Annotated in this window: 16 protein-coding genes; 11 read left to right on the forward strand and 5 right to left on the reverse strand. The window is 70.1% G+C overall.

The annotated features are described in order from the left end of the window. Window positions 1–165 precede the first annotated feature (165 nt). Together ACFY1H_RS38950 and ACFY1H_RS38955 are read left to right on the forward strand one after the other, a co-directional pair. Window positions 166–1,086 carry a PAC2 family protein gene (locus ACFY1H_RS38950; RefSeq protein ID WP_366579505.1) on the forward strand — a complete coding sequence of 307 codons (921 nt, stop codon included), beginning with the start codon at window positions 166–168 and terminating at the stop codon, window positions 1,084–1,086. Between the two features lie 296 nt (window positions 1,087–1,382). Then, entirely contained in the window at window positions 1,383–2,276 is an 894-nt protein-coding gene (locus tag ACFY1H_RS38955; RefSeq protein WP_386954981.1) for a class I SAM-dependent methyltransferase, read from the forward strand. Here ACFY1H_RS38955 and ACFY1H_RS38960 read toward each other — a convergent pair. Beyond that, on the reverse strand, window positions 2,273–3,262 hold the full coding sequence (locus ACFY1H_RS38960; protein ID WP_386954984.1) for an MCE family protein: 990 nt from the start codon (window positions 3,260–3,262) through the stop codon (window positions 2,273–2,275). The two genes, ACFY1H_RS38955 and ACFY1H_RS38960, sit on opposite strands and share 4 nt — an antisense overlap. Before the next feature lie 131 nt (window positions 3,263–3,393). Here ACFY1H_RS38960 and ACFY1H_RS38965 point away from each other — a divergent pair, with 131 nt between their 5' ends. Both ACFY1H_RS38965 and ACFY1H_RS38970 read left to right on the forward strand, forming a co-directional pair. Next, window positions 3,394–4,365: a magnesium transporter CorA family protein gene (locus ACFY1H_RS38965; protein ID WP_386954987.1), complete on the forward strand. Its 972-nt coding sequence runs from the start codon at window positions 3,394–3,396 to the stop codon at window positions 4,363–4,365. Window positions 4,366–4,436: 71 nt separating this feature from the next. Further along, the gene (locus ACFY1H_RS38970) at window positions 4,437–4,631 is read left to right on the forward strand and encodes a hypothetical protein (RefSeq protein WP_386954989.1); all 195 of its coding nucleotides are present in this window, start codon (window positions 4,437–4,439) and stop codon (window positions 4,629–4,631) included. Window positions 4,632–4,633: 2 nt separating this feature from the next. Here the strand turns inward: ACFY1H_RS38970 and ACFY1H_RS38975 are convergent, their stop codons facing one another. Further along, on the reverse strand, window positions 4,634–4,819 hold the full coding sequence (locus ACFY1H_RS38975) for a hypothetical protein (RefSeq protein ID WP_386954991.1): 186 nt from the start codon (window positions 4,817–4,819) through the stop codon (window positions 4,634–4,636). 137 nt (window positions 4,820–4,956) lie between these two features. Then, entirely contained in the window at window positions 4,957–6,606 is a 1,650-nt protein-coding gene (locus tag ACFY1H_RS38980) for an amidohydrolase (RefSeq protein WP_386954993.1), read from the reverse strand. A gap of 366 nt (window positions 6,607–6,972) precedes the next feature. Here ACFY1H_RS38980 and ACFY1H_RS38985 point away from each other — a divergent pair, with 366 nt between their 5' ends. Further along, entirely contained in the window at window positions 6,973–7,461 is a 489-nt protein-coding gene (locus ACFY1H_RS38985) for a hypothetical protein (protein WP_366579495.1), read from the forward strand. 7 nt (window positions 7,462–7,468) lie between these two features. Here ACFY1H_RS38985 and ACFY1H_RS38990 read toward each other — a convergent pair whose 3' ends face one another. Together ACFY1H_RS38990 and ACFY1H_RS38995 are read right to left on the reverse strand one after the other, a co-directional pair. Continuing rightward, window positions 7,469–7,885 (reverse strand): cupin domain-containing protein, encoded by a 417-nt coding sequence (locus tag ACFY1H_RS38990; RefSeq protein ID WP_366579493.1) that lies wholly within the window; start codon window positions 7,883–7,885, stop codon window positions 7,469–7,471. Between the two features lie 2 nt (window positions 7,886–7,887). Continuing rightward, window positions 7,888–8,946 (reverse strand): reverse transcriptase family protein, encoded by a 1,059-nt coding sequence (locus ACFY1H_RS38995; RefSeq protein WP_386954997.1) that lies wholly within the window; start codon window positions 8,944–8,946, stop codon window positions 7,888–7,890. A gap of 571 nt (window positions 8,947–9,517) precedes the next feature. Here ACFY1H_RS38995 and ACFY1H_RS39000 point away from each other — a divergent pair. The 6 genes from ACFY1H_RS39000 to ACFY1H_RS39025 all read left to right on the forward strand — a co-directional run bounded on the left by ACFY1H_RS39000 (window position 9,518) and on the right by ACFY1H_RS39025 (window position 14,386). Further along, complete coding sequence (locus tag ACFY1H_RS39000; RefSeq protein ID WP_386955000.1) at window positions 9,518–9,904, forward strand: GNAT family N-acetyltransferase; 387 nt, start codon at window positions 9,518–9,520, stop codon at window positions 9,902–9,904. A gap of 33 nt (window positions 9,905–9,937) precedes the next feature. After that, window positions 9,938–10,393: a MarR family winged helix-turn-helix transcriptional regulator gene (locus ACFY1H_RS39005; protein ID WP_386955003.1), complete on the forward strand. Its 456-nt coding sequence runs from the start codon at window positions 9,938–9,940 to the stop codon at window positions 10,391–10,393. A 50-nt stretch (window positions 10,394–10,443) separates the two neighbouring features. Beyond that, window positions 10,444–11,982 (forward strand): chloride channel protein, encoded by a 1,539-nt coding sequence (locus ACFY1H_RS39010; RefSeq protein ID WP_386955005.1) that lies wholly within the window; start codon window positions 10,444–10,446, stop codon window positions 11,980–11,982. 45 nt (window positions 11,983–12,027) lie between these two features. Continuing rightward, complete coding sequence (locus ACFY1H_RS39015) at window positions 12,028–13,011, forward strand: DUF1996 domain-containing protein (RefSeq protein WP_386955007.1); 984 nt, start codon at window positions 12,028–12,030, stop codon at window positions 13,009–13,011. Between the two features lie 119 nt (window positions 13,012–13,130). Then, on the forward strand, window positions 13,131–13,676 hold the full coding sequence (locus ACFY1H_RS39020; RefSeq protein ID WP_366579482.1) for a sigma-70 family RNA polymerase sigma factor: 546 nt from the start codon (window positions 13,131–13,133) through the stop codon (window positions 13,674–13,676). Beyond that, window positions 13,676–14,386 (forward strand): zf-HC2 domain-containing protein, encoded by a 711-nt coding sequence (locus tag ACFY1H_RS39025; RefSeq protein ID WP_366579480.1) that lies wholly within the window; start codon window positions 13,676–13,678, stop codon window positions 14,384–14,386. The genes ACFY1H_RS39020 and ACFY1H_RS39025 overlap by 1 nt, the downstream gene beginning before the upstream one ends. Window positions 14,387–14,577 lie beyond the last annotated feature (191 nt).

Genomic DNA, 14,577 nt, shown 5'->3' on the forward strand with positions numbered 1-14,577 from the left:
TGAACTGTCGTGATCGTGGCCACGACAAGTGTCACTGTGCCCCGATCCGGGGCCCCGGCGAGTGCGTGGCGTTACTATTTCGGCCGCGGGCGGGATGGATTCGCGGTGGCGCCGCGTTACAACCACTTAAGCCTGTGCACGACAGCGATCAGCAGGAGGATTCCGGTGGGATTCGATCCCGAGGAACTGTACGAGGTGGACTCGGACGTCCCCGACCTGGACGGAGCCGTGCTCCTGCACTTCTTCGACGGTTTCATGGACGCGGGCTCCACCGGCAGGCTCGTCACCGACCACCTGACCAACGAGGTCGAGAACCGCGTGATCGCGCGCTTCGACGTCGACCGCCTCATCGACTACCGCTCCCGGCGCCCGCCGATGACCTACGCGGTGGACCACTGGGAGGACTACGAGGCCCCTGAGCTGGCCGTTCGCCTCCTCCACGACACCGACGGCGTGCCCTTCCTGCTGCTGTCCGGCCCCGAGCCCGACCACGAGTGGGAGCGCTTCGCCACGGCCGTGAAGCACCTGGTGGAGCGCTGGGGTGTGCGCCTGACCGTCGGTTTCCACGGCATCCCGATGGGCGCCCCGCACACGCGTCCGCTCGGCGTCACGGCCCACGCCACGCGTGAGAGCCTCATCGGCGGCGACCACCAGCCGCTGCCGAACCGCATGCAGGTGCCCGGGAGCGTGTCGGCGCTGCTGGAGTACCGCCTGGGCGAATGGGGTCACGACGCGATGGGCTTCGCCGCCCACGTGCCCCACTACCTCGCGCAGTCGGCCTACCCGTCGGCGGCGCTGCTGGTGCTGGAGTCCCTCGAGCGCGCCACCGGCCTGCACCTGCCCGACGGTGAGCTGCGCGTCGCCGCGCAGGTCGCGACCGCGGAGATCGACCGCCAGGTCGCGGAGTCCGACGAGGTCGCCGACGTCGTGCGCGCGCTGGAGCGCCAGTACGACACGTTCGTCGAAGCCTCCGGTCGCGACAGCCTGCTGGCCGAGTCGCAGGAGCACATGCCGACGGCCGAGGAGCTCGGTTCGCAGTTCGAGCGGTTCCTGGCCGAGCAGGGTGGGGACTCACCGGATCGCTGACGCGCCGGCGGATGGTGTTGTGCTCAGTAGCGGGCCCGTCTGCGCCCGGTGCGATACGCGATCGCCGCCGAGCGGACCGTCTGCCAGGCCCACCACATTCGCTTCGTCATGGTCGCCACCATGCCATGATCGGCCCTGGGGGTTTCCGGCAAGCTGCCCGTAGGGGTGCGGCGGGTGACGTTCGGACCACGGGCAGCCACCCCTGCCACTGATCGGTACACAGTGGACGCTTGCCGTTACCCGCCGGTAAACCGGCCGCCTCGAAATGGTGCCCGGTTGTTGTATATCGTCCCGGAATGACCCAGCCGCACCAAGATCGTTTCACGGCAAGGACTTTGGGCGGGGCTCTGCGGCGGAAAGCCGGCCTGGTGCTGCACCGGGTGGCCACCCGTCTGCATGACCCGTACACCGATCAGCTGAACCGGATCCGCGACGAGCTCCGCGAGGAGATCGTCCGCCAGGGTGACCGGTTGCTCGACCGGGTGGTGGAGTTCGAGATCCGCAGCCGCCGCGACATCGTGTACGCCGGTGATCAGGACGCCGCGCTCGAGAGCAACGTGTTCGCCCGCGAGAACCTCGTCGGTGCCCGCCACTTCGGCAGCCCGCCCGAGACGCTGAGGTTCGCGTTGTCGCTGGCCCCGACCGGTGGCATGGCACTCGAGTTCGGCGTCGCGTCGGGCAACACGCTGCGCACCATCGCCGCCGCGCGCGGCGGGGTCGAGGTCTACGGCTTCGACTCCTTCGAAGGCTTGCCAGAGGCCTGGCTCAACGGCATGCCCGCCGGCGCTTTCGCCCGCGACGACCTGCCCGACGTCCCCGGCGCGGAACTCGTCGTCGGCCTCTTCAACGACAGCCTCCCGGGATTCCTGAAGAAGCACCCGGGCCACGTCGACTTCCTCCACGTGGACGGCGACCTCTACAGCTCCGCGAAAACCGTGCTCGACAACGTCGGCCCGCGCCTGCGCCCGGGCAGCATCGTGCACTTCGACGAGTTCTTCAACTTCCCCGGCTGGAAGCGCCACGAGTACCGCGCGTGGATGGAACACGTCGAGAAGACGGGTATCGAGTTCACGTACGAGGCCTATACGTACAACGACAACCAGGTGACGGTGCGGATCACGCACGTGCCGGGGTACGAGGCTCCTGCGCAGGAGGCGGCGGATTCCGCGAGCAGGAAGATCACGCCCTAACGCGGGTAGCAGCCCTGCTCGTTCAGCGGCCCGATCGACGGGAGGACCAGACCGCACAGGTAGCCGTCGACCCAGTGGCCGTTGCCCGCGAGATTGGTGCCCAGGCGCAGGAGCGGGGCAAGCGCTTTCACGCCGCGGGCAAGGGAATCCTGGTTGCGCTGCAACAAGGAAGTGAGCTGGTCGAGGCCGGCGAGCGTCGGGGCGAGGGTCTGGTCGTTGTCGGCGACGAGGCCCGACAGCTCGGTGGCGAGGCGCCGCGAGCCGTCGAGCAGGGTGGAGATGGCGGACTCGCGGCGCGCGACCTCGTCGAGCAGGAGGTTGCCGTCGGCGAGCAGAAGCTGCACTTCCGCGTCGCGGTCGACGAGCGTCGAGGACACCGCGCGGGTGTTGGCCAGCAGTGCGGTCAGCTGCGCGTCGCGGGAGGCGATGGTGTCCGACAGGCGGGAGAGGCCACCGAGCGCGGTCCGGACGTCGGCGGGAGTGCCGGCGAACGTCGTGGCGAGCGTGTCGAAGCTGTGCGCGAGCCGCGTGGTGTCGATGTGGTCGACTGTGGCCGAGAGATCGCGGAACGCGTCGAGCACGTCGTAGGGCACGGTGGTGCGCGAGCTCGGGATGGGCACTTCCGGGTCAAGTGAGCCGGCGCCCGCCGGATCGAGCGCGAGGTATTTCTGGCCCAGCACCGTTTTCAGCTTGATGGCGGCCGTGGTGCCGTCGCCGAGCCACGCGTCCTTGACCTTGAACGACACCCGCACGCGAGCGCCGTCGAGGGTCACCGCGGACACGCGCCCGACCTCGACGCCGGCGATGCGCACGTCGTTGCCGTCGCGCAGCCCGGCGGCTTCGGTGAACTCGGCGGCGTACGTGGTGCCGTCGCCGATCACGGGCAGATTCCGGGCGTTGAGTGCGGTGACGATGCCGAGGGCGAGCACCGTGAGCCCCACCAGCGCGGTGCGGACGGGGTGGCGGGGACCTCGGGCGGACTGCACAGCGTGAACAGTGCCGCAGCCGCAGTGGTGATGCCAGTCACACAACACCTTCGGTGGACGCCGGTGGGTTCGGCGGAGATCGGCTGCGGGTACTTTTCGTCGAAAGGTTCCCCGGCGGAAGGTGGCGCGGCGTGGCACTCACGCGGGTCTACCGCGACGGCGTGCTGGTCGAAGAGAACTTCCCGGTCGAGCAGGTTTCCGACTACCTGCAGGACCCGGCCACCACCGTCTGGCTCGACTTCTGCGAGCCGACCGAAGACGACCTCGCCTCGATCCGGGAGGAGCTCGGCCTGCACGCGCTGGCCGTCGAGGACGCGGCCGAAGAACACCAGCGGCCCAAGTTCGACCGCTACGACACGCATTCCTTCCTCATCGCGTACTCGGCGCACTTCGACGCCGACACCGGCATGGTCACGAAATCGGAGCTCGCCGCGTTCGTCACGAAGCAGGCGCTCGTGACCGTGCGCAAGGACGACGGGTTCGACATCGACGCCGTGGCGCAGCGGTGGGACGCCTCGGCCGACCTCGCGAAGTCCGGCGTCGCGTTCCTGCTCCACGGCCTGCTCGACTACATCGTCGACGGGCACTTCGACAGCGTGCAGGCGCTCGACGACCAGATCGAGGCGCTGGAGGACCTGGTCTTCGACGAGCGGCCCGACCAGCGTGAGCTGCAACGGCGTTCGTTCCGGCTGCGCAAGAGCCTCACGGCGCTGCGCCGCGTGGTGCTGCCGATGCGCGAGGTCGTGAACACCGTGATGCGGCGCGACCAGCACCTGGTCGACAGCGTGATGATGCCGTACTTCCAGGACGTCTACGACCACGTGCTGCGCGCGTCGGAGTGGACGGAGTCGTTGCGCGACCTGGTGGCGACGGTGCGCGAGACGCAGCTGAACCTGCAGGGCAACCGGCTCAACACGATCATGAAGAAGGTCACCAGCTGGGCCGCGATCATCGCGGTGCCCACGGCGGTGACCGGGTTCTACGGGCAGAACGTGCCGTACCCGGGATTCCAGGCCACGTCCGGGTTCTGGGTGTCCACAGTGGCCATTGTGCTGCTGTCGGTGGGGCTGTACGCGTCGTTCAAGCGCCGCGACTGGCTCTGATCGCGTTTCACCCCGCGCGCACCCGGGTAGGTCCGGAGCGGAAGGGATTTCGCACTTCGGGGAGAACAGGCATGCGTGATTTCAGCGCCGGGCTGCACCCGGCCGCGGACCTGATGACCGAGGAAAACCTGGCGCACCAGGAGGAAGTGCGCCGGAAGGCGGCGCTCGCCGTGGCGGCGAACTCGCGCGGCGCCGACGACTGCGCGCTGCTGCTGGACATGCTGGGGCTGCACACGGCGGACAGCCGGCGCGGGGAAGTGGCCTGAGTTCAGCCGGCGGAAAGCTTTTCGGGCGCCTCCTGGCTCTCCCTCTCCCGGCAGAGCGTGCACACGAGCTTGCGGCCGATGCACTGGCCCTCGGGGGTCACGAGGTGAGCGACGTGCAACGTGGGGTAGCCGCACTTCTCGCACGGAATCGCGGTGCTCTCGTGGCTGATCAGCACACGGATCGACATCGGGCTCTCCTCTGCCGGGAGTCGGGTCGCGTTCGGCTAACCCGTTTCACCGCAGCTCAGACGCGGCCACGGTGAACGTCACCCGTTTGGGGGATGAGCTTCACCCTGGGTAGAATGACAGCCCCGGCTGCGCACTTCTAGGCGCGGTAGACCTCGGCTCCGTCCACGTACGTACGCACCACCCGCGTCGCGCCGATCTCCTGGCGCGGGCCGTCGAACGGGTCACGGTCGAGAACCACCAGGTCGGCGGCCTTTCCGACGGTGAGTGAGCCGGTGGCGTCGCCGAGGTGGTTCACCGCGGCGCTGCCCGCGGTGTAGGCGCGCAGGGCGGTCGCGAGTGGTAACGCTTGTTCCGGGCCCAGCGGCGGAGCGGTCGCGCCCGGCAGCGCGCGGTTCACGGCGACGTGGATCGCGGCCAGCGGGTCGGGGCTGCTGACCGGCCAGTCGCTGCCCATGGCGAGCGCGGCGCCGGTGCGCAGGAGGTCGCCGAACGGGTATTGCCAGGCGGCGCGCGGAAAACCGAGGAAGGGCAGTGTGAGCTCGTCCATCTGCGGTTCGTGCGCGGCCCACAGTGCCTGCAGGTTGGCCGTGGCGCCGAGGCGGTGGAAGCGCGGGACGTCGGCCGGGTGCACCACCTGCAGGTGGGCGAGGTGGTGGCGGCGTTCGGAGGTGCCGTTCTCGGCGATGGCCGCTTCGAGCGCGTCGAGGACGTCGCGGACCGCCCGGTCGCCGATGGCGTGGAAGTGCACCTGGAAGCCGGCGGCGTCGAGGGCGGTGGTGACGTCGCGGAGCAGGCCTGGGTCGAGAAAACCGAGGCCGCGGTCGCCGGTCGGGTGGCCGTGGCGATCGAGGTAGGGCTCGAGCATGGCGGCGGTGAACGTCTCGACCACGCCGTCCTGCATCACCTTCACCGACGGCGTGCGGTAATTGCGGCACTGCGCGGCCGTCGCCGCGCGGATCTCGGCGAGGCGCGCGACCTGGTCCGCGACGCCTTCGGGCGGGCACGACCGGTCCCACCACAACGCACCGGTGACCTTCGCGGTCAGGGTGCCGGCGGCGTCGGCACGCCGGTAGGACTCGTGGACGTTCGGCGCGTCGCCCGGCACGGCCACCCACGCGTCCTGCCAGTTCGTGACGCCGTGGGAGTGCAGGTAGCGCTGGGCTTCGGCGAGCGCGGCGTCGAGGTCTTCCTGCGTGTCGGCCGGGGCGACGCGGGCGACGAGATCCGCGGCGCCTTCGTGGAGGAGCCCGGTGGGTTCGCCGTCGGCGTCACGCTCGATGCGGCCGTCGGCGGGGTCGGGGGTGTTTCGGTCGATCCCGGCTCTGGCCAGGGCGGCGGTGCTGACCCAGCTGGAGTGGTGGTCGCGGTTGGGGAGCAGCACCGGGCGATCCCCGACGACGGCGTCGAGCGCGGCGCGGTGCGGGCGGCCGCCGGGGAACGCCTCCATGGCCCAGCCGCCGCCGAGGAGCCATTCCCGGTCGGGGTGGGCGCGGGCGTATTCGCCGATTATGCGGACGTAGGCATCCGCGGTTTCGGTGCCCGAAAGGTCGCAGCGGATCCGTTCGAGCCCGCCCATCACCGGGTGCACGTGGGCGTCGCCGAACCCGGGCAGCAGGAGCCCGCCGGCGAGGTCGACGACGTCGTCGGCTTCGCGCAGGAAGGGTTCCACCGTGCGGTCGCCGCCGACGGCGACGATCCGGCCGCCGGAGACCGCGACGGCCGAGCAGCTCGTGCCCGCGGCATCGGCGGTGAAAACGTGGCCGCCGCGGAACACCGTGGTCGTCATTACTGCACGGTAGCCGGGCGAGTCCACGGAGGACTCCGGGTCGGACGGGGAATTTTCGTTGCCCCTGCGAACCAATTGTGCGCTCCGAAGAGGACCGATCTTGCAACTGGCCAGCGAAATGACCACATCCGCGGAAGTGAACGTTTCGTCCGGGATCGTGCCCTCGCCCGCGTTGATCTTGCCCGAAGTTACCCCATCCGGTCGGCCGGAGGGGCCAAATCGCCGACCCTTGAGCACACTTCGTGACTCCCCAACCTTCTAACGGAGGAAGGCGTTGGGGCATTCGATGTATCTGCCACTCCGCCGTAACATCTTGTGCAGAGGAGCAGTCGGGTGAAAGCTCGGCTGAGGGGAGGGGTTTCGATGATGAATGCCAACAGGGTGGATGTGGCGGACGACTACCTCACGCGCCAGCAGCGTGCGCTGGCCGAGGCGGTGGAGTCCGACGGGGGTTTCGGTGAGGGAGGCCGCAGCTTCCGGATCGCCGAGCACCTCGCGGCCGAAGGTGGTCTGCACCGTTCCGACGTGATGGCCGCGACGGCGCTTTTCCTGGCCTACACGGCTTTCCAGGAGGGCAACTTCGACGCGGCGCAGGGGTTCGCGCGCCGGTTGCGTGGTCTGGACCCGGACAGCGTGGAGCTCGTGTTCCACCTCATGCGGCTCGAGGTCGGGCGTGAGCAGGGCTGGCTGCCCCGCACGCAGTACGACGACCTGCTGGCCTACGCGTGGCGCGAGAACCGCTTCGACCTGGCGCAGCGCGCCGGCGACATCCAGGCGCGCGACGTCGACCCCGGCGCCGCGCCGGTCGGCTCGTGGGCCGAGCTCGAGCGGACCCTCTGCCCGCTGCTGGCGTGAGGCGCGCCTAGTGCGGTGGTTCCGGCGCGTTGCGCGCCATGAACGTGCCGGCGTCGCCTTGTGACGGGTCCACGAAGACCACGTCGTCGGGGCGCCGCCTCGGCACGTCTACCGACAGCACGACGAGCGGGTGCTCGTCGATCCGCGGGAAGCCGTGGACCTTGGTCTTCTCGAAGTGCAGCAGCAGACCCGGACGGGCCTCGAACTCTTCGCCGTCGAGGTGGAACGTGCCGCGGCCGCTGAGCACGTAGAGGTGCTCGTCGCATTCGGTGTGGTAGTGCAGCGGCAGCTCGCGGTAGATGCGGAAGATCCGCGCGCTCGCGGTGGGTTTGTCCACGAAGTACTCGTCGACCAGCATCGTGTCGGCCGTGTCGGGTAACCGGTCGAGGGCGGCGAGGACGTCGAACACGTTGTCGTTCTGCACGGTCAGCTCCAATCGATGCGGTCGAAGAGCTCTTTCAGCTTGGCACCTCGGTGCACGCTCGTCGCGGAGATCCAGGCGATGCGGCCGCGCAGGTGCGCCTGGAAATCGGGGTGGCCGGCGTGGTTCTGCGCTGCGGGACCGGTCGTGGCGCAGTTGTGGAGGGTGGCGCGGAGGTCGTCGTAGTGGGTGCGAGGGGCCGCGGGCTTGGTGTTGACGACGAGGCCGGCCACCTTCTGCCGCTGGTGCTTGGCGGCGATCGACGTCTTTTCCTCGCGCAGCCGGAAACCCTCGTCCGCGACGATGCTTCGGACGCCCGGGATCAGGCGGTGCAGGGGGAGGGTGGCTTCGCCGGAGAAGGCGAGGTCGTCGGCGTAGCGGGTGTAGTTCGCGCCGAGTTTCAGGGCCAGGCCCGAGAGCCTGCGGTCGAGGCGGTGGGTGACGGCGTTCGCGACGGCCGGGGATGAGGGTGCGCCCTGGGGCAGGTGCGGTTTGCCGAGCTGGTCGCGGACTCTCCGGGGCGCGCTCTTGAGCACGTCCGGTGGCGTGGTCGTGGTGACGATTCCGGCCACGGCTTGAGCGACGGCGGGTGGGTAGCCGGCGAGTTCGAGCAGCGAGCGGATCCGGCGGGCGGAGACGGTGGGGAAGAAGTGCTCCAGGTCCATGCGGACGACTTTTTCCTGGCCCGCGTGGGGTTCCGCGCACGTGAGGATGGATCGGCCGGGGTGGAAGCCGTGGGCGGCGTCGTGGACCGGGAGCGCGGCGAGGACGTGCCTTCGGACGCGCCGCTGGAGTTCGGCCATGCGCGGCTTCGGGCGTTCGATCAGGCGGAGGCCGCCGGCGGCGGTGGGGATCCAGTGGTGGTGGTAGTGGCGGAGGGTGTGGTTGGCGCGGTCGTTCCAGTGGCGGGGGTCGGAGAACCAGGAGAGTTCCCCGGGGGTGAGGTCGAGGGCATGGGCGCAGTCTTCGAAGGTGGGCCATCGCGCGACTTGCCACCGCCAGACGGGCGGTAGGGGTTCGAGGGGTGCGAACTCCGAAGTGGCTGGTTCTTCCTGCGTGGTCATCTCGGCCGGGTTGGTAGGTCGGGGTGGGTTGGCTCGGCTGGTGCGGTCGGCTCGGCCAGGTGGGTCTCGTTGCTCTGGTTGCTCTCGTTGCTCTGGTTGGTCGGCGGCGCGGGGGTGACTCTTTCTCCGTTCATCCGCGCGGTCTTGTACGCGCAGCGTGCCGCGCTCGCGTGGGGCGCAGTGATTTGGTGATGTGGTGCGTTCCGGGGTTGCCCCGGAAGGGGTGGTTCTCCACCGGGCTCACCTCCCGCGTCGCCGGTGGTCGAGTTTAGGGGTGGCTCGGCGTGCTGCGCACACCATTGCGCCCGAGTGGTGGGTGGTGGGCACCCCGATTTTGATGGTGACGACGGTCTGGATCGGCCGGGGGAGGGGTGGCTGGGGGGAGTTGTGTTGCCGGGTGGGGGTTGAGGAGTGGCAAGGGCCGCGCCGGCCGGGTGGACGTGGAGGTGATGAGGCCATGGTCGAAGTTCGGGTCGCGGTGAGTGTCGCCGAGCTTGAGGGGGCCAGGGAGTGTTGGCGTGCGGCCAATGTTGCGCGCGGGAAGGCGCCTGGGGCGGGGCGGGTGGAGCGGGTGCGGGAGAAGCTGGCGGATCCCGAGGCGCTGGTGCTCGTCGCGGTGGAGGGTGGGGGTGTGGTTGGCATGGTGCTGGCCGAGGCGGGGCGGGCGGAGGATGGGCGCGGGCCGGTGGAGCCGGGGTTGTGGCACGTCTCCATGGTGTTCGTGCGGCCCGAGTGCTGGGGTGCCGGCGTGGGGGCGGCGTTGCTGGGGGCGCTGAAGGAACGCGTGGCGGGGCGATTGCAGGTGTGGACGGGCGTGGGCAATGAGAGGGCGCTCGCGTTGTATCGGAGGGCGGGGTTCGGGGCCAGTGGGCGGCGGCGGGAGATCTTCGGGGTCGGGCAGGTCGTTCACCTGGTTTGGTCCCGTGAGGTGACGCGGGCCACCCGCCGACTGCCTTGACCTCAAGGCCTTGCCTATAGCAAGTTTTGCTCTATGCAAGACGATCTCGACCGCTTGGAGCGGCTGACGCGGGTGCTCGTGGCGGTGGCGTGGGACAGTGCGCACGTCGCGCCGCGGGGGGTGACGTTTGCGCAGGTGCGGTTGTTGGTGGTGCTGGCGAGCCTGGGGCGAGTGCCGTGTTCGCGGTTGGCGGCGGCGATGGGCGTGAACGCGTCGTCGGTGACGCGGCTGGCGGACAAGCTCGAGGCGCACGGTTATGTGCGGCGAGGGGAGGACGAGCACCGGCGCACCGTGGTCACCGTCGAGGTCACGAAGGCGGGGCAGGCGGTGGTGGACGACGTCCTGGCGCGGAGGCATGAGGCGCTCGGGGAGGTGCTGGGGCAGCTGGCACCGGCCCAAAGAGAACGAGTGGCGGCGAGCGTCGAGGACTTGCTGGCGGCGGCGGAGAAGGCGCCGCTGGTGCCTTCGGCCGGGCCGGGGCGGCTGTGAGCGCGCCGGGGCGGGCGGCGCACCTGGGGGACTTCAGTGTGCGGCCGCGGATGTTGCTGATCACGGCGTTCGCGCTGTTCGTGGGGGCGGCGAGCGCGGTGGCGGCGTTCGCGTTGCTGAAGCTGATCGGGTTGATCACCAATCTCGTCTTCTACCAGCGCGTCGCGACGGATCTGGTGGCGCCGGGGGCGGTGCACCACCCGTGGTGGCTGGTGGTGCTCGCGCCGGTGGTCGGCGGGCTCGTGATCGGGGTGATGGCGCGGTACGGCTCCGAGAAGATCCGCGGCCACGGCATGCCCGAGGCGATCGAGGCCATCCTCACGGGCGAGAGCCGCGTGGCGCCGCGGGTGGCGGTGCTCAAGCCCGTGTCGGCGGCGGTGAGTATCGGCACCGGGGGACCGTTCGGGGCCGAGGGGCCCATCATCATGACCGGCGGCGCCGTCGGGTCGATCCTGGCGCAGCTGCTGAAACTCAGTGCGGACGAGCGCAAGACGTTGCTCGTCGCGGGGTCCGCGGGTGGCATGGCGGCGACGTTCAACGCGCCGCTCGCCTCGATCCTGCTGGCGGTGGAGCTGCTGCTGTTCGAGTGGCGCCCGCGCAGCTTCGTGCCGGTGACGGCGGCCGTCGCGGTGAGCACCGTGTTGAGGGGCTACCTGCTGGGCACCGGGCCCGTCTTCGGGGTGCAGGCACCGCAAACGGGTCCGCTCGCCGACGGGCTGGCGCTGATCCCCGGCGTCACCGGCGGCCTGCTGGCCATCGGCGCGACGGCGCTCGTCTACTTCGCCGAAGACCTGTTCGCGCGCGTGCCCGTGCACTGGATGTGGTGGCCGGCGATCGGTGGCCTGATCATCGGCGCGGGCGGGCTGATCGAGCCGCACGCGCTGGGCGTGGGCTACGACGTGATCGACCAGCTGCTCACCGGCCAGGCCACCACACAGCTGATCGTCGGCATCCTCGTGGTCAAGACGCTGATCTGGGCGCTCTCGCTGGGCTCCGGCACGTCCGGTGGCGTGCTGGCGCCGGTGTTCATGATCGGCGCCGCGCTAGGGGCGGCCGAGGGGGCGGTGCTGCCGCACTTCGCGGCCGGGTTCTGGGCGACGTGCGGGCTGGCCGCCGTGGTCGGGGGCGTGATGCGCTCGCCGCTCACCGGCATCGTCTTCACGCTCGAGCTCACCCACGCGTGGAGCTACCTGCTGCCGCTCGTGGTCGCGTCCGTCTCGGCGTACGCGTTGTCCGTGTTGCTGCTGAAGCGTTCCGTGCTCACGGAGAAGATCGCGCGGCGGCGCCTGCACCTCACTCGCGAGTACACGACCGACCCGTTGGAGACGTTCTTCGTGCACGAGGTGATGACGCCGGGGCCGGCCGCGCCCGCGCGCGTCACCGCGTTCCCCGACGAGACGTTGCGCGAGGTCGCCAACAAGCTCGCGCTCGGCCACGTCACGCGTGCCCGCGTGGTGGACCGCGAAGAGCCCGAAAAGGTGCTCGGCGTCGTCACGCTCGCGCAGTTGCTGCACGCGCGCAGGCGTGACCTGCACGAGGAGCACCACCGGGAGCGCGTGCTGCCCGTGCGGGTCGTGGTCCCGGACTGACGGCCCCGCGAACGTGCCGATCTTGACAGTGTGAAAATGATCCACGTGGGTTCGCAATCGCGGCGGCGGTGGTCGCCCGGGTGGATCGTGTTCACCGTCGTGCTCGTGCTGATCGCCGTGCCGGCGAGCGTGGTCGGCTACAACACGCTCACGGCGGGCGCGCACGAGGAGGAGCACACCGTCTCGCCCGTCTACTTCGCCGACGTGTCGGCGCTGCCCGTCGCGCCGCCTGCGCCCGTGGTGCAGCCCGGCGGATCGAGCGGCACCTGGCGCATCGACTGCGGCCGCGACGAGGAAGGCCGCCACAACTCCGACAACGTGGTGATCAGCCCCGGCGTGGCCGGTGGGGCGCACCACCTGCACGACTACGTCGGCAACGACTCCACCACCGCGTTCTCCACCGATACTTCCCTCGCCGCCGCCGGCACCACCTGCCAGGCCGGCGACAAGTCGACCTACTACTGGCCCGTGCTGCGCCTGCCGCGCGGCGACGCGCGCCAGACCGTGTTCGGGCGGCTCCTCGTGCCGGACTCGGTGCTGATCGAGTACCAGGGCAGCCCGGTCACCAACGTCGTCCCCATGCCGCGCTTCCTGCGCGCCAACACCGGCAACCCGCACGGGTACACCCAGGGCGGCGTCGGCACCGACCACGTGCAGTGGACGTGCTCCGGCAGCCGCGACCACGTCGGGCGCCAGTACCCGCGCTGCCCGGCCGGCCAGCAGGTCGTGCGGGTGTTCGACTTCCCGAGCTGTTGGAACGGCCGCACCACCGACAGCGCCAACCACAAGTCGCACCTGGTCTTCCCCGCCGCGAACGGCGCGTGCCAGGCCGGCACGTTCGCCGTCCCGCGCCTGCACCTGGAGATCTCCTACACCGTGCCGGCCGGTGCGGAGTACGCGATCGACTCGTTCCCCGAGGAGCTGAACAATCCCGTCTCCGACCACGCCGACTTCATCGACGTGATGCCGGACGCGCTGATGGCGACCGTCGTCGACTGCGTGAACTCGGGTAAGCACTGCTCAGCGTGACGACTGTGGCTTTGGTCACGGTTCGGTATCCGCTGAACTGAACCCCGCTCGCCATCCGTGTGCCCCTCGTGGAGGTGAGGAGATCCCGCACCTTGCGGGACTCGGGAGGGTGGTAGCGGATGGCCGGGTTGAGGACCCGTCATCGCCAGCAGGTCGCCGACGAGGCTCTCGTGCGCTCGCTGTTCGAGGAGCACGGCAAGGCGATGCTGGCGTACGCCACAAGGCTGCTCGGTGATCGAGCAGCGGCGGAAGACGTCGTGCAGGAGGCACTGGTGCGCGCTTGGCGACACCCCGAAAGCCTGGTCAACGGCAAGGGCTCGGTGCGTGGCTGGCTGCTGACCGTGGTGCGGAACCTGGTCACGGACAAGATCCGGGCGCGGGCCGCGCGGCCCACGGAGGTGGCGGAGTCGCCGACCACCGTGCCGGTGGCGCGCGACCACTCTGACCAGGTCGTGGACTCGATGGTGGTGCTCGCGGCGCTGGACGACCTGAGCGCCGAGCACCGCGAAGTGCTGGAACACGTGTACCTGCACGGTCGGACGGTCGGCGAGACCGCCGAGAAACTGGGCATACCACCGGGCACCGTGAAATCGCGCTCGTACTACGGGTTGCGCGCTTTGCGTGAGCAGTTCCGGTCGCAGCGACTGGGAGTGGGGGCCGCGTGATGAACACTTCGCACAGCGACCGGTTCGACCTCGAGGCCTACGTGGCCGGCGAGGCGGGCACGACCGACCAGCCGGACGTCGAGCAGCACCTGACGACCTGCGCGGAGTGCCGGGAGGAGGTGGAGTCATTGCGTGAGATGCAGGAGTTCCTGGGCGCGTTGCCGCCCGAGGCGCTGCTCGACGGGCCGCCGGACGACGCGGACCTGCTGCTGCAACGCACCTTGCGGCAGATCAGGTCGGAGTCGGCGGGTGCCCGCGGCCGGGGCCGGATCCTGGCCGCGTCGGCGGCGGTCGTCGTCGCCGCGGCGGCGCTGGGCGCGGGCGTGCTCGTCGGAAAGTCGGGCGACAGCGGGGCAGGGACGGCCGTCGCCGCGCCGCCGGTGTCCGCGCCGGCCACGGTGGCACCGGGAACCCGCTTCGTGACGGGGGAATCCGCCTCGGGGGCGCGGCTCAACGTCGCCGTCACCCCGGCAGCCGGCTGGGTGCGGCTCAACGCGTCCGTCACCGGCATCCCGGAGGGGCAGAAGTGCCGGCTCGTGGTGGTCGGCAAGGACGGCAGCCGTGAGATCGCCGGCAACTGGCTGGTGTCGGACAAGGCCGCGAGCGACGGCGTGAACCTCGACGGCTCGGCGCTCGTCGACCCGGCGAACGTCGCGTCGGTGCTCGTGGAGAACACCGACGGGCACCAGTACGTGTCGGCCTCGCTGTAGGTTCGTCGCAAGGCGCTGCCCGTTCGTCCAGTGTGGACTGGATGAACGGGCAGCGCCTTTTTGCTGTTCTGGCAAGGAGTTCCCGTTTCAGGCAGATGTGACCGCCATCACGAAACTTCGGTGAACCCTCACGGGGACCACACCCGTGTACCGGTCATCGAAGGCTCGCCATCTCCGGCAGCCGGCTCTGA

It is taken from the genome of Amycolatopsis sp. NPDC001319, from assembly GCF_042896185.1.
Lineage (GTDB): Bacteria > Actinomycetota > Actinomycetes > Mycobacteriales > Pseudonocardiaceae > Amycolatopsis.

Excerpts from the sequence above, each read along its gene's own strand:
- ACFY1H_RS38975 (WP_386954991.1), bottom strand. The coding sequence starts at position 4,819 with ATGTCGATCCGTGTGCTGATCAGCCACGAGAGCACCGCGATTCCGTGC.
- ACFY1H_RS39025 (WP_366579480.1), top strand. The coding sequence starts at position 13,676 with ATGAACACTTCGCACAGCGACCGGTTCGACCTCGAGGCCTACGTGGCC.
- ACFY1H_RS38980 (WP_386954993.1), bottom strand. The coding sequence starts at position 6,606 with ATGACGACCACGGTGTTCCGCGGCGGCCACGTTTTCACCGCCGATGCC.
- ACFY1H_RS38985 (WP_366579495.1), top strand. The coding sequence starts at position 6,973 with ATGAATGCCAACAGGGTGGATGTGGCGGACGACTACCTCACGCGCCAG.
- ACFY1H_RS39010 (WP_386955005.1), top strand. The coding sequence starts at position 10,444 with ATGTTGCTGATCACGGCGTTCGCGCTGTTCGTGGGGGCGGCGAGCGCG.
- ACFY1H_RS38970 (WP_386954989.1), top strand. The coding sequence starts at position 4,437 with ATGCGTGATTTCAGCGCCGGGCTGCACCCGGCCGCGGACCTGATGACC.
- ACFY1H_RS39020 (WP_366579482.1), top strand. The coding sequence starts at position 13,131 with ATGGCCGGGTTGAGGACCCGTCATCGCCAGCAGGTCGCCGACGAGGCT.
- ACFY1H_RS38995 (WP_386954997.1), bottom strand. The coding sequence starts at position 8,946 with ATGACCACGCAGGAAGAACCAGCCACTTCGGAGTTCGCACCCCTCGAA.
- ACFY1H_RS39005 (WP_386955003.1), top strand. The coding sequence starts at position 9,938 with ATGCAAGACGATCTCGACCGCTTGGAGCGGCTGACGCGGGTGCTCGTG.
- ACFY1H_RS38955 (WP_386954981.1), top strand. The coding sequence starts at position 1,383 with ATGACCCAGCCGCACCAAGATCGTTTCACGGCAAGGACTTTGGGCGGG.